Origin of the sequence: Mycobacterium simiae, assembly GCF_008370645.1 — a bacterium.
In the GTDB taxonomy this organism is placed as follows: domain Bacteria; phylum Actinomycetota; class Actinomycetes; order Mycobacteriales; family Mycobacteriaceae; genus Mycobacterium; species Mycobacterium simiae_A.
Map to the genome: position 1 here is coordinate 1 of NZ_VTZN01000091.1, position 21,359 is coordinate 21,359.

17 protein-coding genes are annotated in these 21,359 nt (G+C 64.4%); 10 read left to right on the top strand and 7 right to left on the bottom strand.

Translation table 11 applies throughout. The annotated features are described in order from the left end of the window. Both F0Q45_RS15145 and F0Q45_RS15150 read right to left on the bottom strand, forming a co-directional pair. A partial coding sequence (locus tag F0Q45_RS15145; RefSeq protein ID WP_149654718.1) for a hypothetical protein occupies positions 1–2,372 on the bottom strand: 2,372 nt, incomplete at its 3' end. Next, on the bottom strand, positions 2,369–3,124 hold the full coding sequence (locus F0Q45_RS15150) for an NUDIX hydrolase (protein WP_149654719.1): 756 nt from the start codon (positions 3,122–3,124) through the stop codon (positions 2,369–2,371). The genes F0Q45_RS15145 and F0Q45_RS15150, both read right to left, overlap by 4 nt. Positions 3,125–3,321: 197 nt before the next feature. On the opposite strand from F0Q45_RS15150, the gene F0Q45_RS15155 reads away from it, so the two are divergent. The 9 genes from F0Q45_RS15155 (at position 3,322) to eccCa (ending at position 13,947) form a co-directional block, all read left to right on the top strand. After that, positions 3,322–4,764 (top strand): CCA tRNA nucleotidyltransferase, encoded by a 1,443-nt coding sequence (locus tag F0Q45_RS15155; RefSeq protein ID WP_149654720.1) that lies wholly within the window; start codon positions 3,322–3,324, stop codon positions 4,762–4,764. Positions 4,765–4,788: 24 nt separating this feature from the next. Next, positions 4,789–5,298 carry a pullulanase gene (locus tag F0Q45_RS15160; protein WP_149654721.1) on the top strand — a complete coding sequence of 170 codons (510 nt, stop codon included), beginning with the start codon at positions 4,789–4,791 and terminating at the stop codon, positions 5,296–5,298. A gap of 107 nt (positions 5,299–5,405) precedes the next feature. Next, positions 5,406–5,720, top strand: coding sequence for a DUF2563 family protein (locus F0Q45_RS15165; RefSeq protein WP_149654722.1), 315 nt, complete (start codon positions 5,406–5,408; stop codon positions 5,718–5,720). 169 nt (positions 5,721–5,889) lie between these two features. Next, positions 5,890–6,162 (top strand): hypothetical protein, encoded by a 273-nt coding sequence (locus tag F0Q45_RS15170; protein ID WP_149654723.1) that lies wholly within the window; start codon positions 5,890–5,892, stop codon positions 6,160–6,162. A gap of 110 nt (positions 6,163–6,272) precedes the next feature. Then, the gene (locus F0Q45_RS15175; RefSeq protein WP_149654724.1) at positions 6,273–6,584 is read left to right on the top strand and encodes a WXG100 family type VII secretion target; all 312 of its coding nucleotides are present in this window, start codon (positions 6,273–6,275) and stop codon (positions 6,582–6,584) included. Then, positions 6,577–6,867, top strand: coding sequence for a WXG100 family type VII secretion target (locus F0Q45_RS15180; protein ID WP_188112962.1), 291 nt, complete (start codon positions 6,577–6,579; stop codon positions 6,865–6,867). The genes F0Q45_RS15175 and F0Q45_RS15180 overlap by 8 nt, the downstream gene beginning before the upstream one ends. Before the next feature lie 509 nt (positions 6,868–7,376). After that, positions 7,377–8,243, top strand: coding sequence for a transglycosylase SLT domain-containing protein (locus F0Q45_RS15185; protein ID WP_262491022.1), 867 nt, complete (start codon positions 7,377–7,379; stop codon positions 8,241–8,243). Positions 8,244–8,246: 3 nt separating this feature from the next. Continuing rightward, on the top strand, positions 8,247–9,734 hold the full coding sequence (gene eccB, locus F0Q45_RS15190; RefSeq protein ID WP_149654726.1) for a type VII secretion protein EccB: 1,488 nt from the start codon (positions 8,247–8,249) through the stop codon (positions 9,732–9,734). A gap of 4 nt (positions 9,735–9,738) precedes the next feature. Further along, a complete protein-coding gene (gene eccCa / locus F0Q45_RS15195; protein ID WP_149654727.1) occupies positions 9,739–13,947 on the top strand; it encodes a type VII secretion protein EccCa in 4,209 nt (1,402 codons plus the stop codon). A gap of 38 nt (positions 13,948–13,985) precedes the next feature. Here eccCa and F0Q45_RS15200 read toward each other — a convergent pair whose 3' ends face one another. Together F0Q45_RS15200 and F0Q45_RS15205 are read right to left on the bottom strand one after the other, a co-directional pair. Continuing rightward, positions 13,986–14,642 (bottom strand): hypothetical protein, encoded by a 657-nt coding sequence (locus tag F0Q45_RS15200; protein ID WP_149654728.1) that lies wholly within the window; start codon positions 14,640–14,642, stop codon positions 13,986–13,988. Between the two features lie 10 nt (positions 14,643–14,652). Continuing rightward, positions 14,653–15,624, bottom strand: a complete 972-nt coding sequence (locus tag F0Q45_RS15205; RefSeq protein WP_149654729.1) for a hypothetical protein — start codon at positions 15,622–15,624, stop codon at positions 14,653–14,655. 211 nt (positions 15,625–15,835) lie between these two features. Between F0Q45_RS15205 and F0Q45_RS15210 the strand changes: the two genes are divergently transcribed. After that, on the top strand, positions 15,836–16,525 hold the full coding sequence (locus F0Q45_RS15210) for a class I SAM-dependent methyltransferase (protein WP_149654730.1): 690 nt from the start codon (positions 15,836–15,838) through the stop codon (positions 16,523–16,525). Here the strand turns inward: F0Q45_RS15210 and F0Q45_RS15215 are convergent. Genes F0Q45_RS15215 through F0Q45_RS15230 form a run of 3 tightly spaced genes read right to left on the bottom strand, consistent with a single transcriptional unit; the run spans position 16,517 to position 21,291 of the window. After that, positions 16,517–17,716, bottom strand: a complete 1,200-nt coding sequence (locus tag F0Q45_RS15215; protein ID WP_188112963.1) for an MFS transporter — start codon at positions 17,714–17,716, stop codon at positions 16,517–16,519. The two genes, F0Q45_RS15210 and F0Q45_RS15215, sit on opposite strands and share 9 nt — an antisense overlap. An 11-nt stretch (positions 17,717–17,727) precedes the next feature. Next, a complete protein-coding gene (locus F0Q45_RS29345) occupies positions 17,728–19,653 on the bottom strand; it encodes an alanine racemase (RefSeq protein WP_262491021.1) in 1,926 nt (641 codons plus the stop codon). Positions 19,654–19,674: 21 nt separating this feature from the next. Continuing rightward, a complete protein-coding gene (locus F0Q45_RS15230; RefSeq protein ID WP_188112964.1) occupies positions 19,675–21,291 on the bottom strand; it encodes an LGFP repeat-containing protein in 1,617 nt (538 codons plus the stop codon). Between the last annotated feature and the right edge of the window lie 68 nt (positions 21,292–21,359).

Consider the following 21,359-nt stretch of genomic DNA (forward strand, 5'->3'; position numbering starts at 1 on the left):
GCCGCGCTGCGTTGGTCGGGTTGGGCGATGTGTCGGACGCGGGGTGGGTCGGGGCGGTCCAAGTCAGCGCGGTCGGGTTGGCCGCGGAAGCGATGCCAAAGCCGTCGTCCCGCCAGCGTCACCAGCACCGCGGCCGCCGTGAGAGTGATCGCGAACAGCACCTTGCCGTAGGCGTTGGAATGCACCGACAAGCGCACCGGCTCGCCCAGCGCCATGCCGTCGGGAGTCTTGAGTGCGACGTCGATGGCGACCCGTTGGGTGAAGTTCACTTCGATCGGCACCCGCAGCGGTAGATAGCCCGGCGGCAGTTCAATTTGGCCAACATCAGTCACTGTCATCCCGGGCGGCGCGTCGACCTGAAGCTTGACCCGGATTGGTACCGCCAGTCCGTTGTGCAACGCCAACGGTAGGGGGCTGTGCTCGGTGGCCAGGGTGTAGGAGCCCCCCGGGTTGACGATAGTGACCGCAGCGAATAGGTCGTTGATGGTTGCCCCCACGACGGCCAGCCGCTGCTGCGCCAGCCCGTTGCGGGTATCGGGAGGTACCGATTGGCTTAACGCCCGCAGCATGTCCTCGCGTAGCGGAGCGGTGTACTGCGCGCCGGTCAGCCCGCTGCGGTCATCGGTGGTCAACGCAGCGGTCAGCTTCCACAAGCGGGCGGCCTGGTTTGTGATCTGTGCGGTGATGTCGTCGCTGAACTGGCCCCGCGCGGACCCATAATCCCCGGGGGGCTCGGGAGGCTCGGTATGGACTGCCGCATCGGCGATCAACGCCGGTAGCGGCCGCGGCACGGCTAGGCCGGAGTGAATAGTGGTGGCCAGCGCGGTCAAGATCAACTGAGCATCGTCGCCCTGCAAATCCCACGTCCCCGGCGGCACCAGGATCTGGGTTCGCGGCGCCGCATCCGGTGACAGGCTGCGCCACAGCATGGCGCCCAGGGCATCCTGACGGCGTGCGGTGGTCGAATCGTGAGCAATGCGAACCGACAATGAGGAGTCCAAGTAGGTGGGAACAATCGGGTTGGTGCCCGCCGCGGCCAACGCCGCCCCGACAGCAGGGTCGAACGGTGCGGCGACCAGTTGAGGGGACAACCGCCGCGGTGTGATGTCGGCGCTGGCCGCGGCACCGGTGGTGGAGTCCCGTGCGGAAAAGTCAGCCGCTGCGATCGCCACCATGCCGTCGTTGGTACTGAGCAGGTTCACTGTCCGGCTGGTCAAGGGGCCGTTCGGTAGCAGCGTTGCGCCCCGCACCGAGTTGACGTCCAGAATCTTGTCGACGATCTCGGCGGCGGTCACGGTGGCGATCGAGCTCAGGCCGGGGTCGTTGACCCGCTGTAAGGCGTCCAGGTCGGCCTGTGCGTAGGGCAGCGGTGCCACGCAGGTCCGGTGGGCCAGCGCACGTAATCGGTTTAGCCAGAGGTTCGCTGCGGCCTGCCCCGTGCCTGGGTGGGCCGGGGTGCCGGGTAGCTGAGCGGAGCCGTCGGGCGAATCGGACACCACGTAGCCGGCGGTCATTGCGTTGACGGTGACCAGCAGGTCCGGGTCCACGGCTAGGCACAGCGCACGGCTGACGACTCCCTCCGGGTCCACGTCGCGGCTGGTGGCGATCTCGGCCGCAGAAAGCAGGGTGTCGAGTCGGCCGCCGTTGGCCAGTGAATTGGCGAGGTCGTCGTCGACCAGCCGAACCGGAATAGTGCCGCCGGAAACGCCGGGGGCAAGCCGGGGGCGATCGGCCAGCGGCCACAGCATGGTGATCCATAGCGGCTTAGTGGTTTCGGGCGCAACAGCGGAGGAATAGTCGGCGTCCCGGTCTGGTGGTACTCCGACGACGGGTAGGAGGAATCGGGCGTTGTCGAGCCGGGCGGGCGCACCATAGTCCGGTGTCCCGTTGACGTTGACCAGAACCGGGAAGATACCGGGCTGGTCGACGTTCAATGAGGGCTTGGTCAGTGAGCGCAGTCGGGCAGTCAGAGTGAAGCCGGCCCCTTGCCCACGCTGTAGTTCGAGAGCCACCGTGAGGAAATCCGCGGCCGGCTCGTACTGGTCGGTGCTGCCGTCGAGCGAGGTGCGCAAGGCGGCCGACGATGTGATGGCCGAGGCGTGCTCGAGCCTGACCATGACGTCACGGACCGGGCGGTCGCCGATGTTGGTGACCATGCCGCTAACGGTGATCACCGGGTCACTGGTGGTGGTGACGACGTCGGGGGTCACCTGATCGATACGGACCTGCACGAAGGGCGTCGCACTGGGCTCACCCGCGGTTGCACGCGGCGCGGCGGCGGGGATGGTGAGAACCGCCGAGAAACCGGCCACGATGCCGATCACGGCGGCAATACGCCATAACCCGACCCAAGAGAGTCGCAACCCGATCACGGCTCGGGCCCGTGACCGTTCTTCCGGCCCGGCGGGGGGCCTTCGGCGTGACGGGTGCGCGAGTGGGTCTGCGGTCGTCGCCGGGGCGAGCTGGGCGGCAACGGCGGCAGCGCGGCCGGGCCGTCGGTCTGCAGCTTGTCGATCAGCTCGTCGGCCACTTCGGCCAGGCGACGTTCGTCGGCGTAGGCCAGCCGCGACGGCAATTCCCGGATTGGCACCCAGGCCACTTCGGCTACCTCGAGATCGTCGTCGGAAAGTTCGCCGCCCAGAAAACGCATCAGATAGTGATGGACCGTCTTGTGCACTCGGCGGCCGTCGGTGACAAACCAGTAGTCGATGCGACCCAGCGCGGCCAGCACACTACCGCGGATTCCGGTCTCCTCGGCGACCTCACGGATGGCGGTCTGCTCGGCGGTCTCGCCAAGCTCAATGTGCCCCTTGGGCAGCGACCACAGCATGCGTCCGCGCCGGTCGATGCGTCCGATCAGCGCGGCCACCTGCTCCTCGCGGGGACCGTCGATACCGTCGATGACCAGCCCGCCGGCCGATGTCTCATGGACCGTGCGCAGGCGGTCCGGCCGGCCGCGGCGTGGTAGCCGAGATGGCCGGCGGCCCGGTGGTTGGGATTGGGTGGTGGCATCGGTGGTTGGCTGGCTGTCCCTGGCATGCTTCGTCTCGGCGGTGCCCGCAGCGCCACGCCCGCGGCGCCGGCCCCGGCGTCGACGTGGTTTTGCTTGTTCGCCCTCCGACACCCAAGCGATATTAGCTGGCACGAGCAGGTCTTCTGGGTGTACTCGCCGGTTAGCCGCGGTTCGCAGCTTCGCGGGCGCTGGGTGCGGGTGACGCGTCCGCGATGACTCCGCAGACGGTGACCGGAGGTGTAGGGCTAGGGCGCGGGCCGTTGTGGCCCGCTCGGATGTGATGAGTCGCCCGACTAGGCTGATCGAACGTGCCCGAAACCGTCCAGGATGCCGAACTTCTGACCGCGGCCGCGGTCGCCCTCAATCGGCACGCTGTCGTGCTTAGCGAACTCGGATCGGCGTTCGCCGATGCGGGCCACGAGTTGTATCTGGTCGGGGGTTCAGTGCGCGACGCGCTGCTCGGCCGACTGAGCCCTGATCTGGATTTCACCACCGACGCCAGACCAGAGCAGGTACAGCGGATCGTACGGCCCTGGGCCGATGCGGTGTGGGACACCGGTATTGAGTTCGGCACCTTAGGTGTCGGCACCGGCGACTACCGGCTGGAGATCACCACGTTTCGCGCCGACAGCTACGATCAGGTGTCGCGGCGTCCCGAGGTGTCTTTCGGCGACCGATTGCATGACGATCTGGTGCGCCGTGACTTCACCGTGAACGCGATGGCCGTCCATATCGGGCCGCATGGTGCGGGCGAATTCCTTGATCCGCTAGGCGGTTTGTCGGCTTTGCGCGCCAAGGTTCTCGACACCCCGGCCGCGCCGACGGTGTCCTTCGGAGACGACCCGTTACGAATGCTGCGCGCCGCCCGCTTCGTCTCGCAACTCGGCTTCACCGTCGCCTCGCGGGTTCAAGCCGCGATCGAAGAGATGGCCCCGCAGCTGGGCCGGATCAGCGCTGAGCGGGTGGCCGCCGAGCTGGACAAGCTGCTGCTCGGCGCCAACCCGGTTGCCGGCATCGACCTGATGGTGCAGAGCAGCATGGGCGAGGTGGTGCTGCCCGAGATCGGCGGCATGCGGATGGCCATCGACGAGCATCATCAGCACAAGGACGTCTACCAGCATTCGCTGACTGTGCTGCGGCAAGCGATCGCCCTAGAAGACGAAGGCCCGGACCTGGCGCTGCGCTGGGCAGCGTTGCTGCACGACATTGGCAAGCCAGCTACCCGGCGCCACGAGCCCAACGGGGGCGTGAGCTTCCACCACCACGAGGTGGTGGGCGCCAAAATGGTCCGCAAGCGGATGCGGGCGCTGAAGTACTCCAAACAGATGGTCGACGACGTTTCGCAGCTGGTGTTTCTGCATCTGCGGTTTCACGGCTACGGCGATGGCAAGTGGACCGATTCAGCGGTGCGCCGCTACGTCACCGACGCTGGACCACTGCTGCCGCGACTGCACAAGTTGGTGCGTGCCGACTGCACCACCCGTAACCAGCGGAGGGCTGCCCGACTGCAGGCCAGTTATGACCGGCTAGAGCAGCGGATCGCCGAGTTGGCCGCCCAAGAGGATCTGGCCCGGGTGCGGCCGGATTTGGACGGCAACCAGATCATGCAGCTGCTTGACATTCCGGCGGGTCCTCAGGTCGGTGAGGCATGGCGTTACCTCAAGGAGCTGCGGCTGGACCGCGGGCCAATGAGCACCGAGGAAGCGACCGCCGAACTGTTGGCCTGGTGGGAATCTCGACGGAACCCCTAGCTTGGGCGCTGCGTCCGAGTGGTTATGGAGTATTGCCTTGGCGGGGATGACAGCGCTGCGGCCATGTGGAATCGTGCGCCCGATCTTGACCTTGACGGTGACGGCCAGCTCGATGCCATCGGCCTCGACGTGGACGGCGATGGCCTGCACGACGATGCGCTGACTGACTTCGACGGCGACGGGCTGGCCGACCATGCCGTCCTGGACGTCGACAATGACGGCACGCCGGAAAGTTATTTCACCGATGACGGGTCGGGGACGTGGGCGGTCGCCGTTGCTCGTGGCGAGCAGGTGCGCTGGTACGGGCTGGATGGCGTTGAGCACACCGGCGGCCCGCTGGTCGACTTCGACGGGCAGGGCCAGCTAGATGATCGGTTGATCGATGCCGATGGTGACGGGATGGCTGAGCGGGTGCTGTGTGCTGGCGGGGAGGGTTTGACCGGTTATGTCGACGTGGACGGGGACGGGCATTGGGACGTACGGCTGACCGACACCGACGGTGACGGTGCCGCCGATGGGGCCAGCAACTTGTGAAATGGACCGCTAACCAACCGGTGAATTCCCCCGCACACAGGCTGAAGTTAGCCTGGCCCGCAACCCGATGCGTCAGGTGGCCTTGATGCCCCGAGGAGAGGTCGCGAATGTTTGTTGACGCCGGATTGCTGCACTCGGGGTCCAGCGACTCGCAGCGCGCGGGCGAGCACGCCCAAGACGGGGCCGGTCACCTTTGCCGCGGACCGGTGATGTCGGGGATGTTCGGGGGTTTCGCCGCCGCCGAGGCGTTTCATGGCGCGGTGACCGCCGCGCATTCGCAGCACGTGAAAAGCTTGCAGGCCCACCAACAGGTCCTTACCGCAGTCGGCGGCAACGCGTGTCGGGCTGCCGCGGAATTTACCGACATGGACCAGCACAACGCCGCGGCACTGCGGGCGGTGCGATGCAGCTCCGATACCTGACGCACCTGATCGCGGAAGCCGGCGATCATCGGTGGGAGCAAGGCTGCTGCGGGCCGTTCCTGGTGCGGGCCGCTGTACTGGCTGGGTCAAGCGCGGCCTTCCGCGAGGCAGTGAGCCCGGCATCGCCGAGTTACTCGGCAACGGTATTCCGTTGACGCAAGGGGCATGAGTGAATGAAACGAGCTTCGAGGAAGCACGGTTACTCGCGACTGATGCGATTAACCAGCTTGCAGAGCAAGGGCGACTAGGTGATCTTATGATCGTCGACTCAGCGATCATAGAAACAGCGGAAGCTCGGTATTTCCCTTATGACGCGGTCTCGTTTCTAGTGCTAGGAAACGTTTCTGCGGCGCTGGCGGGGAATGTGCCAGTGAAAGTTACGAAAATGGGGAGCGAGGTCACGTACGAAGCGCCAGCGGGCCGCGGGGTGGCGATCAGCTAACAGACGAACGAATACCACATGCGTGGTGAGTTTGGTGTTGAAGCCCATGACGTTGGCCGAAGCGCGTCAGCTGAATTGTGGCGTTGGCGTGTTGTTGTTAGGTTGCGGCCATGGGCGCGGATGACACGTTGCGGGTAGACGCATTGGCGATGCAGGGTTTCGCCGAGTCGTTGCACGGCGCGGCCGAGCATCTTGCGGCGCAGGTAGCCGAGCTGGATTCTCAGGTAGGCGACATGTTGGGCGGATGGCGTGGGGCGTCGGGCAGCTCGTATGGGTCGGCATGGGAGTTGTGGCACCGCGGGGCCGGCGAGGTCCAGCTGGGGCTGTCGATCTTGGCGCAGGCGATAGCTCGGGCCGGTGCCGGTTATCAGCAGAACGAGTCCGCGTCCGCGCAGGCGCTGCGTGAGGTGGGCGATGGCTGAGCCGTTTCGGGTGGATCCGAGCGCGTTGACTGACGCGGTGGCGCGGATGGCCGAGTTCGGGCGCCATGCCGAAAGCATGCTGGCCGAAATTGACTCCTTGGTAACCCGTCTTCATGTGACGTGGACCGGGGCAGGTGCGGCGGCCCATGCTGAGGCGCACCGGCATTGGGCGCTGGGTGAGGAGATGATGCGCCAGGCGCTGGGTCAGTTGAAGGCGGCGGGGCAAGGCGCGCACGCCAATTACACCGGGGCGGCGGCCACAAATATGGGTATGTGGTCGTGAGCTGATGGCACCGCTGGCGGTGGATCCGGCGGCCCTCGATGGAGCCGGCGCGACAAACTCAAAATCCATTTGAGGAGAATAAATTGTCGTATGAAAATTCACAGTTAAACAGCCGACCGCCTGCCCAAAGCGCGGCCCGGGGTGAGTAGCAGGTTGGCGTGAGCCGAAGTAATGTCGTGGCCGCGGCGCCATTATCCAATCGGGGCCGGGCCGATCGAATAGCGCAGACAGCTGCCTGCAGGCTACCCTGCTGTCAACGAGCGAACCCCCATATCGCGCAGGGATGCGGCCGGGCGATTGACCAATGGGCGCGGGCAAAGATCTTGGACCAAGGCGCCGGTGTTGCGCTGCCCAGAAGTTGCGGGAGTAGTGGATCAAGTGTTTGTGTCCCACGCGGTTGTGCAAGGTGGCTACCGTCCAGCAGGCGCTGGTCGACCAGGTTACGGCTCAGTCGGTGAGCAGCCGCCCTAGTCGGGGTGGCCAGCGCCGCGGCACCCGTCACCCAAGCGATGGCAGGTGAATCGTTGACTAGTCCCCTGAGCGCGCAAGCCGTAGCGGCTCTGTCTCGTGGCCACGGCCTGTTCGCCGGCGGCGTGGTCGAGGCGCGCATCGGTGACACATCGCCGCAGGATAACGCGCTGCCGTGGCGGAACTTGCCCGTCGCCGTTGCGACGCGCACCGCCGCAGCGGCCGAGCTGCGCCGGTCCACGGAAACGGATACAGAGCTAGCGCAGATCGTTGCGGCGGCCCATGCCGATCACACCCACGCCTTCACCGCGACACGCGCAATCCTGGTCGCCGCCAGAGCCGACGCCATGCCGTCCGTCGACACACCGCTCGGCAGGCGTGAGGCGATAGTGCGGATGGTGGCACGGCTACGAGCCCAGCATCGACACATTGCGCGGTCAAAAGCGCGGGCGCGGCTGCACGCACTGCGGCTGCGTAGGCTGCATTACTTGCAGACAGCGCGAAGAAGGCGCTATGGAACCATGCCCACCGGACGTGCGGCGGTACTAGCGGCGATCCAAAAAGCCTTGGATATCAAGGGTATTCGCGATCCAATGGCGCGTGCTCGATGGAGCCGCGGCATGGATTTGGTGGCACGCAGAGAGTCGAATTACAACGCCAACGCCGTAAACCGTTGGGATTCAAACGCTGCCCAGGGCACGCCGAGCAAAGGCGCTTGGCAATTCATCGCTCCGACGTTCGCTGCCTATCATCAGCCGGGCACCTCGACCGACATCCATGATCTGGTAGCGCAGGCGTGCGCATTCATCAACTACGCTCGCGGACACTATGGCGTCGCCGCTGACGCGTCGAATCTGGCTGATCGCATCCAACAGGCCGATCCCCGCCGAACACCCAGGGGGTATTGAAAAATGCCGCTGAGTTTGTCCAACCGGGACCAGAATTCCGGCCATCTGTTCTACAACCGCCGGCTGCGGGCAGCGACAACACGCTTCTCGGTGCGCATGAAGCACGACGATCGTAAGCAGACCGCGGCGCTGGCGCTGTCGGTGGTGTTAGTAGCCATCGCCGCTGGCTGGATGATGCTGCTGAATGTGCTGAAACCCACTGGCATTGTTGGTGACTCGGCAATCATCGGTGACCGCGATTCCGGAGCGATCTACGCGCGTATCGACGGCCGGCTATACCCGGCGCTGAACTTCACGTCCGCGCGCCTAGCGACTGGTACGGCGGGCCAACCAACGTGGGTCAAGCCGGCTGAGATTGCTAAATATCCGACTGGGCCGCTGATTGGCATTCCGGGGGCGCCCCCGGCCATGCCGGTGAACCTTGGCGCTATCTCGGCGTGGGCGGTGTGCGATACCGCGGGACGCCCCCGCAGCGGCGACAAGCCGGTGGTGACGTCGATCGCCGGCATGTCCACCGGCGGCGGGCGCGCAGCGCCATTGCCCAATGACGCCGGCGTGCTGGTGACATTCGAGGGCAGCACATATGTGATCTGGGGAGGCAAGCGCTCACAGGTCGATCTGACTAACAGGGCGGTCACGTTGAGTTTGGGGCTCGACCCGGCGGTGACGCTGCCGGTGCAGATCTCGCGGGCGCTTTTCGACGGCCTGCCGGCGACCGAACCGCTGCGCGTGCCGCAGGTACCCGAGGCAGGAACCGCGTCCAAGTGGGTGCCAGGTGCCCAGGTGGGTGCGGTGCTGCAGGCCCAAACCGCTGGAGGCGGCAGCCAGTTCTATGTGTTAATGCCGGATGGGGTGCAGAAAATCAACAGCTTCGTGGCCGACCTGCTGCAAAGCGCCAACTCCTACGGATCCACCGCGCCGCGTGTGGTGACGCCTGACGTGCTGGTCAACACTCCCCAAGTGGCTGCACTACCGGTGGAGTATTATCCGACCGGGCGGCTGAATTTTGTTGACACTGCGGCAAATTCGAACACATGTGTGGCGTGGGAAAAAGCATCGACGGATCCCCAGGCCCGCATCGCTGTCTACAACGGCCGGGGCCTACCGGTCCCTACGTCAATGGACAGCAGGATCGTGCGCTTGGTTCGGGACGACCGCGACCCCGCGTCCGTAGTTGCCAACCAAGTCCTGGTGCTGCCGGGCGCGGCGAACTTCGTGACCTCCACCAGCGCGGTGACCACCGCCGATTCCCGTGAATCGTTGTTCTGGGTATCCGGCAATGGCGTGCGATACGGAATCGCGAACGACGAATCGACGCTACGCGCGCTCGGACTCGATCCGTCCCACGCCGTACAAGCGCCGTGGCCGCTGCTGCGGACATTCGCTGCGGGACCGGCGTTGTCACGCGAGGCAGCGCTTTTGGCCCGCGACACCGTTCCGGCACTCGGGCAGGTGGCCATTGTGACGACAACGGCAAGAGCAGGCGGTTAACAGCATGTCGAAGAAGGCGTTTCCCATTAGCCGCGCCAAAATTGAGCCGCCGAAACCTGTTCGGGTAGCACCAAATGCGCCGATAGCGCTGCCGGAACGGGAGCCACGCAACATTTGGGTGATGATCGGCGTGCCGGCCCTGATCGTGGCCCTGATCGGCACCATCGTCATGCTGTACGTGTCGGGTGTGCGCAGTTTGTCCACCGGCTTCTTTCCGTTGATGGGCATCGGAGCGTTCAGCATGCTGGCGTTTTCCGGGCGATTCGGGCGGGCCCGCAAGATCACCTGGGGTGAAATGGAAAAGGGCCGCCGCCGGTATCTTCGTGACTTGGACGGCATCCGCGACGAGATCCAGGCGGTGGTGTGTGCCCAACGGTCCTGGCAGTATGCGGTGCACGCCGATCCGCGCGGGCTGGGCGCGATCATCGGCGGTCCGCGGATGTGGGAACGCTGTCGCGGCGACGTCGACTTCTTGGAGGTGCGGCTGGGCACCGGCGTGCAGCATGCACCGGATTCGGTGTTGTCGGTGACCTGGCCCGACATATCCTCCGCTGAGGAGCTCGAACCGGTGACCGGCCAAGCTTTGCGCGATTTCATCTTGGAGCAGCGCAAGATTCGTGATATCGCCAAGGTGGTGAATCTTCGCTCTGCGCCCGGCTTCAGCTTCGCGAGTGAGGACTTGGATCGGGTTCGGGCGTTGATTCGTTCGCTGTTGTGTTCACTGGCGGTGTTTCATAACCCACGCGACGTCAAATTGATGGTCGTCACGCGTAACCCGGAAGTGTGGTCGTGGATGGTGTGGTTGCCCCACAACCTGCACGACGAGCTATTCGATGCGTGCGGTTGGCGGCGGCTGATCTTTGCCACACCCGAAGAGCTGGAGGCCGCGCTCGGCGCAGAGTTGCACATGAAGGGCAAGCGTGGTGCATGGACCCCGCTGTCGCCGGCCAGTCCGACGTCGACGGGCTCGGCGCTGGAAACCGGGCACGGCATCGACGGCGTCGATCTGGGCCCCCACTTGGTGATCGTGGATGACAACACCGGCAGCCCGGAGGCTTGGGAAAGTGTTGTCGGGCAGGTCGGCAAGGCCGGAATTACCGTGCTGCGCATCGCCTCACGGGTAGGCACCGGTGTCGGATTCGGCGCCGACCAGATCTTCGAGATGGCGGCAAGAGACCACACAACAGCCGGTTCCGTTGCCGCGGTGGGCGATAGAGACCGGGCTGGCGGCGAGGACGACGACGGGCGCCTAGCGCCGCTGCTGCGGACGCGCGGCAAGTTCTTCGCCCACGCCGACCAGCTATCCATCCACCGCGCCTATCGGTATGCGCGCGCAATGGCGCGGTGGTCACCGACAAGCCGCAGCGAGATTGCGGATTTGACCAGCGGTGCCGCCGAGCTGCTGCGAGCACTAGGGATCGGCGACCCCCGGGAGTTGGATGTCGATCGATTATGGGCCGAACGGCGTGGCCGCGGCGACGAGCGCTGGTCGGAGATCCCGGTCGGCGCCAAACCGAACGGCGAGCTGCAGAACATCATCCTGCGCGCAAAAGACTTCGGCGGCTTCGGGTTTCACTCGGTGGTGATCGGTACCAGCGGTTCCGGCAAGTCCGAGTTCTTCTTGTCCTTGGTTTATGGGATCGCGCTGACGCACTCACCGGAGACGTTCAACGTCATCTTCGTCGACATGAAGTTCGAATCGGCGGCCCAAGACATCCTGGGCATCCCCCACGTGGTGGCCGCGCTGTCCAACCTCGGTAAGGACGAGCGTCATCTAGCGGAGCGGATGCGCAGAGTGATCGACGGTGAGATCAAACAGCGATATGAGTTGTTCACCTCGGTCGGAGCGCGAGACGCCAACGACTACGAAGAAATTCGTTTAGCCGGGCGCGATTTGCCGCCGGTACCAGTGCTGCTGGTGATCGTCGACGAATATCTCGAGCTGTTCGCCAACCACGAGAAGTGGATCCAGCTGATCATTCACATTGGCCAGGAGGGCCGCGGAGCCAACGTCTTCTTCATGCTGGGCGGGCAGCGGCTGGATCTCTCTTCGTTGCAGAAAGTTAAGTCTAACATTGCTTTTCGGATCGCGCTACGCGCTGAATCCGGCGATGACAGCCGCGAAGTGATTGGTTCGGACGCCGCCTACCACCTGCCGTCCAAAGAGAACGGCTTTGCCCTGCTGAAGGTGGGCCCGCGTGATCTGGAGCCGTTCCGCTGCTTCTACCTCTCCGCGCCGTTCGTGGTGCCGAAGAAAAAAGAAGTGGCCAGGACCATCGACATGACCCTGACCAAACCCCGACTCTACAACTGGCACTACCAACCGTTGGATCCCGCCGACGCCGAGGCCTTGGAGGCCGCTGCCGCCGCCGACGCGGAACCCGACGAATTCCTCTACCACGACGACGGTTTCAAGAAGAAGAAGATTGTCGACGTGTTGCGCGAGTCGCTTCGCCAGGTGCCACATCGATCGCCGCGGCGGCCGTGGTTGGAGCCGCTGGAAGAGGCCGAGACCGTTGATGCGTTGGTCGCGGGATATCGAGGCAAGCCATGGCATGTTGACTATGGGGACAATCCTGGGCTGATGTTCCCGGTCGGCATCATGGACATCCCCGAAGAATCCCAACAGGTCGTCTATGCCATCGACGCGCTACGCAGCAACATCATTGTGGTAGGTGCCAAGCAGCGCGGCAAGACAACCACCCTGATGACGCTAATGAGCGCGGCCGCAACGATGTACAGCCCGTCGCGAGTGACGTTCTTTTGCATCGGAGGTGCGACGATGGCCCAGGTCGCGTCGCTGCCGCATGTCACCGACATCGTGTCACCCAAGGACGCCGAAGGCATCGAACGCATCATGAGCACGATGGACGCGCTCATCGATGCGCGCGAAGAAGCGTTTCGTCGAGCGAGAATTGATCTCGACGGATTCCGTGAGCGCCGCTTCGGCCCGGGTAGCGACGGGCTGGGGGGCACCGATCCCAACGACACGTTCGGCGATGTCTTTGTGGTGCTGGACGATTACGACGACCTGTACTCCAGGGACAACGCGATCGGTGACCGCATCATCTCGCTGAGCAGCCGCGGGCCCGAATACGGGGTGCACCTGATGGTCAGCGCGGGCGGCTGGATTCACGGCCAGCGGCAAAGCCTGCTCCAAAATGTAACCGCGCGAATCCAGTTGCGGCTGGCCGACCCCAGCGAGAGTCAGATGGGCCACTCCTCGATCGAGTCGCGGGAGGCGGCGCGAAGGACGTTGAACCGCCCGGGCTTTGGATTGACCGAGAGCCTGCATGAGCTGCGAGTCGGTATGCCGGCGCTTGCCGACCCCGAAACCGGTGAGCTGGTAGGAATCACCGAAGTTGGGGAGCGAATCGCCGAGGTCGCCGGCGTGACCAAGCACGCTAGCTTGCAGCGCCTGCCGCAGCGGGTGCAGCTGAAGGCCATCCTCGAATACCAAGCCGCGCACCCGATAGGCGACGATCTCTCGATTGCGTTTGCGATCGGTGAGCGTCACCAACTGGGCCCGGTCTCAATCAACCTGCGGGAGAGCCCCGGGTTAACGGTCTTGGGCCGTCAGGGCTGCGGCAAGACTACGGCGCTGGTGGCCATCGGTGAGGCGGTGATGAGCCGGTTCAGTCCCGAGGAGGCCCAGTTAACGCTGATCGACCCGAAGACCGCCCCGCACGGTCTGCGAGATCTGCACGGCCCTGGCTACGTGCGGGCGTACGCCTATGACCAAGATGAGATCGACGAAGTCATCACCGAGCTGGCCCGCGACATCTTGTTACCCCGATTGCCTCCCAAAGGTTTGAGCCAGGAAGAGTTGCGAGCGCTCAAGCCGTGGGAAGGCTGCCGGCATTTCGTGCTCATCGACGACATCCAGGATTTGCGTAAGGAGCAGACTTACCCCGCTAAGCCACCGGTGGGTGCGGCGTTGTGGAAGCTGATGGAACGTGCCCGCCAAATCGGCCTGCACGTGTTCACCACGCGCAATAGCGCGAATTGGGCGACCATGCCGATGGATCCGTGGATGAGGTTCCAGACCTCAGCGAAGGTGGCTCAGCTGTATATGGACAACGATCCGCAAAACAGAATTAACCGATTCGTTCGAGCCCAAGCTTTACCCCCCGGACGTGGTCTGTTGGTTGACGTCGATGACGCCATCGAAGGCGTCTTGGTGGGGTTGCCGTCCGCGCTTACCGCACCATAGTTGCGGCCCGGTTGCCGTTGGTGAAATCGCTGCGGACGTTACGCGTGGGGAATGGCGGAACGTCCACCGGCGAACGTGCGATCGGTGAGGTGTTCCTGCACGCTGGTCCAACCTGCGATCGCGCGCTCCAGCCGATAGGTAGCCGATGACGCCTCCTGCTCCGGGGCGATCGAATACCAACGGGCTACCGTCTCGGCGGCGGGAAGCATCAAGGCGGTGGGACCATCGCGCCCTGTCATCAATGCTTGCCAGCCGTTGGTATCGACAAGAGCGGGAACCAGCCGCAACCAGTCGCCGGAATACCGTGCATACCTGTTGATCAGGTACTTCTCGCGGATCCGGGCCGCCCCCACCGCGTCGCCGCGCTGGTGCGCTTCGCTGCTCAGCACTGCCAAAAGCACTACTACCGACATCATCCTGCGATATCCGTCGAGCACACCGTACCGACGCACGGCCGCATTGAACGGCGACAACCGGTTGATGATGAGCGGACCAAGGTCCAGGGGCGGGGCGGGGCAGTCTTCCGCCCCGCTCGCCCAGTCGATGTCGAGTTCAGCGGCCCGTTCTAGCAACCGCTGCCACAGCAATCGGGAAGCCTGGTCCGCAAGCCACGGGTCGCGGCGAGCGGGGTCGGCCACCAACTGACAATCGGTGGTTCCCAGCACCGTTTGCAGTGCGTAAACAGTCGGTGTCATCCTCGAGTGGTTAGCCGGCGACCAGCGCGACCTCGGGACAGATGAAGTCGAAGTGGATGCCGTCGATGGGTCGGCCGAAGCCAACATGGATGCCCTGGGCACCCTCGTTCATCAGTGAGTTCAGCGACCAGTCGGCGCCGTCCAGCACTTGCGGGTTGGTGCCGATGGAGCATTCGGTGATACGCAGGCCGTAGTCGCGTGTCCACCGGGCGATGTCGTCTTTGATGTCGCGGCCGTCGAGAAGACACCGGATGAGCTGGTTGTCTTTGATGTGAAGCTCCACACCCTGGCGGGAGATCTCGCGGCGGTGCTCCGACCATTCCGCGGGCTCCGGCCCGGCCCGCAACTCCGGATCACGGGACGCGATCATGCCGATGGCCCGGCAATAGCCGTCGACGAGGAAGGTGCTGTCTTGATCCGCCTTGAGGTTTGCCAGCCCGATCTCGAAGAAGGCGTGCGCCGACAAACACTCGCCGGGCTTGATGATGGGGTCGTCGAGGTGGATTAATCCGGCCTGGCCACGGGATCTGACCACCAAATCGGTGCCGTCTCCGGTGAACGAGATATGTCCGCCCGACGATTTGATCGCTGCGGCAATGTCGTCCTGGCGCCGGACACAGGACAGCGGATCGGACGCCAGCAACTTCTCCACCGTGTAGCGCACGATGTGGGCATCACCGCTGTGTACGGACTGGACGACATGAATCTTGCGGACCCCGGGCTGTGACTTGAGCGCAAGCCCAACCTTATCGGGGGCTGCGTTGACCGCGACCACGGCACCGTCAGCAACGGAAGCTGCCTCGGCAAGCGGGATAGCTCTGATACCGACGTCGTTTAGCCACTCAACCAAATCGGGGAGGTCAACGGCTATGACGGGTGACTCACCGTCGAAGATGCGGGCAAGCCGCTCCGCGCTGCGGGGCATCCCGGGGCCGTCGGCAAAGAGGCTGCCGACGGCTCCGGAATCGACACTTACATCCATTCAGCCCAGACTGCTTCCGTGCTCTCGTCAGATGTCCGCGAGACGCTGACGTCGACAAAATCGTTCTCTTGCATGGCGGTTTCTCCTCACTAATACCGTGACCAATGGCACGATGTCCCTAGGACATTATTGACTGATCGATTATTTTGCAAGAGCAAATGTCACCAGCGGTCCCAAAGTGGTTAGCCACCTGCGATGTTAAGGTGCGCAAGTGTCCCGAACGGCCGAACCGCCGGCTGCGGTTAAACGATCCTTCGCGGGACCCGACCGCTGGGACCTTGACGATCACGAACGTGCCCTACTGGAGCCCTTCGCGGACCGCTGGACCCAACTGAGGGTGCTGGATTTGGGCGTTGGCACGGGCCGTACGTGGTTCGCCTTCGGGTGGCGCGCGGGCCGTTATGTCGGGGTGGAGCTGATTCCCGAACTGGCCCGACGCGCGGTCGAGCGCACCCAGGGTCGAGCAACCGTGTTAGTCGCCGACGCAGCCCAGCTACCCCTGCCCGACAGCGGCTTCGATCTCGTCTGCTTCTCGTTCAACGGATTGGACTACGCAGATCCGCGCACCCGGGCCCGGATCCTGCAGGAAGCGGCCCGGGTGCTGCGACCCGGTGGCTACTTGTACTTCACTACGCATTCACTGGAGTGGCTGCTAGCCCGGTCGGTTCCCGACCGGCGCGGAGAGCTATCTGAGATTGAACGACAAAGGCTGGCGCAGCTGCGGGCCGACCGCTCGGCTGGGATGGTGGTGTTGCACGACGACGTGGGCAACGGCACCTGCTATGTCACCCACGACTGGGAATTGGGCGAACTCCGCGCGCTCGGGTTCCTCGTCACGGACGTTCACGACAACAACTCGTCATCTCGTGCCTATCTGGCGCAGACCCCCGGCTTACCGTGATTTGCTCCACCGGCCGCTCACTCGCCGCCAGGAGACCAAGAGCAGAGTCGCGATCGCGGCGGTCAAGGTGGTCGTAATGATCGCGATGGTCGGCACCGCGAGGAAGTCGGCTGCCAGGCCCCAGAGGCCGCTGCCGACCGCAAAGGGTATGGAGAAGATGAGCGCGAGTGTCGAGACGCGCTGATCCCGCACCGACTCGTGCACCGACGATTGGATCTCAGCGTTGATCAACGTGCCTATCGACGCAACCCCAAAGCCAAACGAGATCATCAACAGCCCGGCGGTCACCATCGTGTCACGAACTGACGCCAGCACGGCGCAGGTCAGCATTACCGTCAAGGGAGCCGACACCAGAACACGTACGCCGACACCGAGGGCCGCGGCCCTCGTCGTGAGGATCTGCAGGACACTTCCGGCTCCGAAGAGTGCGAACAATACGCCTACGTGCGCGATGCCGCCGTCGATGGCTTCGACCGCGAGCACCGGCGTCACTGCCACAATCGGAGCCAGCATCAGTTGTAAGGCGGCCAGCAGCCCAAACAAGAGCCGCACCCGGTGATGGACCTCCGGGTCGTGGTAGGCAGGGTTGCTTGTCTGCTCTCGATCCGGCGGGGCTTCCGCGTCAGATTGTGGGAAGGTCAGCGCCAGCGCGCCGCCCGCAGCGAAGACGACCGCGATCAGCAAGGTTGTGGACTCCAGTCCCAGCAGGTGAGCAACCAGTCCGCTACCCGCGGTCCCGGCGAGAACAGCCACCACGCGAAACGCCTCATAGGGACCGATCTGTCCATGCAGGTCATTGCTGTCCCGACCACGGCGCAGCTGCGAGTACCAGGCCGGGTAGTTCACGCCCATCACGACGCCGATCACCACAGCGGGCAGTAGGAGCCACCAGTACACCTGCAGCGGTGTGAGCAGCGCTGTCACCACGGTGACTGCCGCCGACACCAGCCCGCTCGCCACGATCGAGGTACGCGCCGACAGCTGGGCGCGGCGGGTCGTCAACCAGTAGGAGGCGGCCGCAAACGCCAATGTATAGGCAGCGTCCAGCAATCCGGTCAGAAACGCTGAATTGCTGAAGACGAAGGCGGCGTAGCGCCACACGATGGCGATCGCGGCTGTCGCAGCCGAAATCAATCCGCGCGTCAGTGACAGTCGAGCCAGGCCGACCGTCCCGCTGCCAGTCCTGGTCACCACAACGCACTCTAGCCGCGCAGCGATTTGGGTGGCACCGTGCCCGCGATCAGCGAGTCAGCGTCGATGGTCTGCGGTCGATAGGTCAGCCGCGGCAAGCGGGCCGTCATAACTGCGAGAGGGTCTTCGGAATTACTGTCAGCAAGGCCGGACAGAAAGGCCCACTCGTGCTCGTCGCTGCCGAAATAGACGACAGTGTCGAATGTTTCGCGGAACCGCCGCCATGCGCGGTGTAGGGTCCGGTTACGCCACAGGACTGGGCAGCCGGCCTGGGACACGACGACCCGACCGATCGCGCGGCACCTTCGCAGGAAGTCGGTTTCGTACAAGCGGTTGTGCTGGGCTGGGTGCTCGCACTCGTCGGGAAGGTCGACTACGACGAGGTCGTAGTACTCGGAAGACCGATCCGCGAACTCCTGGCCATCGCGGTAATGCATCGCTATTGGGCCGCGTCCTTGTTCGGCCCTGAGTAGTTCGTCCATCGAGTAGCCGTAGGGCAGATGCTCGGCACACAGCCGCACTGCTTGGCGGTCGATATCGACGTGATCGACGTGTTTTGCGCCGGCGGCTACCGCAAGCTGGCTTACTACGCCTTCGCCGGCGCCGATGACGAGGACTCGCTCGATCCGGTCCGCCAGCAGCAGGGCCGGGACCAGCAGCGCCTCGTGGTAGACGAGTTGGCTGTACTCGGTGCTCTGGCGTTCGTCATTACTGAACAACGCAATACCTTGCGCTGTTCGTCCGATCACCAATTCTTGGAACTCGGTACGTACCTGGCAGCTGATTTCGCCGAGCTGCCAACTCCGGGTAAGCCCGGGCGCCAGCGGTTCGACGATCTCGCGCACCGGTGCGCCGGCACCGTTGGCATGGGCAAAACGCGTTGGTAATGGCGGAAATCCATTGAATCCGACCGAGGCGTAGCTCGCGGTGTAAGCCCCGGCAGCATCGAACTGGACTCGGTCGCCGGGGCGTAGCGTCACCGGCAGGGGATAGCTTTGGTACAGCACGTCGTCACCGTCGCAGGTCGGCCCGGCGACCACCGCATCGGCGACCGGGTCGGCGGCGCGGTCGGTTCTCAGTCGGTACCGGATGTACTCGTTCTCGGTTTCCGCAAGTCCGCCATATCGACCAATGTCGAGGTACACCCAACGTCGTCCATCCGCGCCGGCCCGCACCGACACCACCTCCGAGCAGATGACGCCTGCTGAACCCACGATCGCGCGGCCCGGCTCTACGACCAGCCGCGGCCGGCGAGCGCCGAAATAGCGGCGCAGGGCCGACATAATGGTGTCTGCGATGACTGCGATTGTCGGCGCTTCGGCTGCGTAGGCGATCGGGAAGCCACCGCCCACATTGATCGCTGCGAGACCGTCAACGTGATCGTAGATGTCGGCTGCACAGCGTATTCCAAGTTCCCACGCTGTTGGGTCGAGCTGTTGGGAGCCGACGTGGAAGCAGATGGCCTCAGGTTGCAAACCCAGTTGCTGAGCGAGGTCGAGAAGTTCTGCGGCATCCGCTGCAGCGCAACCGAACTTGTCTCCGAAGGGTGTCACCGAGGACGGAACTGCCGGAGCTATGCGGCATTCCACGCTTACTCCTGGAGCCTGCTCAGCGAGCGTCGCTAGGTCGTGTTCGCCGTCGAAGGCGAACCGTCGCACTCCGCACGCATAGGCATGTGCCACCGCCGCGGGCTTGCGGATGGTGTTGCCAAAGGTCAAGTGGCTGCCATCAATACCGGCGTTCAGACACGCGTCGATCTCGCCGACGGAAGCGACATCGAAAGCGGCCCCCTGCGCCGCGAGCAGCCGTAGGACAGGCTCGGCGGGATTTGCCTTGACTGCGTAGCGAATACGTGCCTCGGGCAACACGGCATGCAGCGTCTGAAAGTTATCGCGCACCCGAGCAAGATCGATCGTCAAGTAGGGCGTCTCTGGCACAGGACGCAGATTAGTCCGCTCTCAATTTGCTGGATGTGTTGGGAGTGAGAAGTGTTCGGCCGGTACCGTCGGACCGCCCGGCGCTGAAAGTGGGGTCACTGGCGTCGTGATCCCGTCTACGACCTCGGTCACATTGCCGGTGAGCCGCTCGAAATTCAGGACGCCGTGCTGGAAGTTCTGGGTGATCCGCAGCGGTTCTTGTATCTCAGCACTGGTTGGCAGTCCAAGTGGCCCGCGCTCGTAGCTCAGCGAGGCCCACGCGTCGTAGATTGCACCGGTGACCGGCTGGGCGCCGGTCTCAGGCGACCAGTACATCGCTCCTTTGGTGAATGTGACGTACCGGGCGGCACCCGCAGCTTCGGATTCGGGCGACGTCGGCGCGCCTAGCAGGCTATTCATCGCGCCCAGCGCTTGCCAGCGCTCGTAGATAACCCCGCCCTGCAGCGCCTTGATCAACTCCTCCGGCGGATCGTTGAAATGCGCTGCGATGTCCCGTATCTCGTCCATCAGGGCATAGGCGGCGTTGCCGGGACAATCGGTGTTGCCGACGTCGCGATGGGTGAATATCGCCGGCAGCGTCGCGATAGCGCCTCCGGGGAAAGTGGTGTATGAGCTGCCTGCCGACTCCAGCTCCACCATGCCCTTGGGATCGACATCGGCCATGCCCAACCGCCAGCCCAGGAGCCGCCCCACGGTACGGATCTGCATTGGCGTCGGCGCCAGGTCATCGAAGTTGCCGATCATCGCCACACCCCAGGTCTCGCGGTTGAAGCCGCCGGTGTGGAAGCCTTCGACCGGTTTGGTGAGCCCACCGGCGCTGCCCTCGAACACCTGGCCGTACTTGTCGACCAACGCGTTGTAGGCGATGTCGCACCAGCCCAGCGTCTTGCTGTGGTACGTGTAGATGGCCTTGACGATTCCCGCTGACTCCAGGGGTGAGTAGTCGTTGCTGCCGGCGGTGTGGTGCACCACCGCGCCGCGAACCGCCCGGTCGTATTGTGGGCTACCGCACCGCAGCGACTCGTCGGCTCCCCATTCGGCACGGCTGATGATGGGCGGCGCCTGGCCCGGCATGGTCACTCCGGTTGGTGGTGTCCACTGCGTCCCGGCCGGTGTCTGCGGTGGCGAGATCAGCACCGCGGTGATGTTCTGGCCGAAGGGCTGTTCCTTGGTGGCCGGGCGGTAGCCCAGGCTCGGGGGCTCGGACTCCTCGGCAGGTGGTGGCTGAGTGACCGGTGCATCGATAGGTCGGGTGACCGCGATCTGGACCGCCGTCGTGGTGCCGACAAAGACCGGATTGGTGCTACGGGGTTTCTCCTGGTCGGGCCCGGCGGTTTCATACTCGGTTTGGTACCAGGGTCCCCACGACCCGTCGGTGCGCCTGGCCCGCACCCGTGTCGAGGTGCCGCCCAGGTCGCCGGTTACCGCAACCATGGAAAACGGCGTGGTCTCGGTAAGTTCGCGCACCGTAATGCCGCCGCCCAGGCCAATCAGCGGCTTCTCGACGAGCTGGGTGTCTTGAACCGGCGCTCGTCCGTAGGTGGTGTCCGGCGGACGGCTTACTACCCAGGTGACGACAACCACCGTCGCTGCGATGGCGGTGAGCAACATCGTTGGTGCGCGGCTGCGGGACGGCACCAGTTGATGTTACGTGTGTGTCTAATGTTTCATATGAGGCGACACGGTTTCTCGGTGGAAAACCTGTC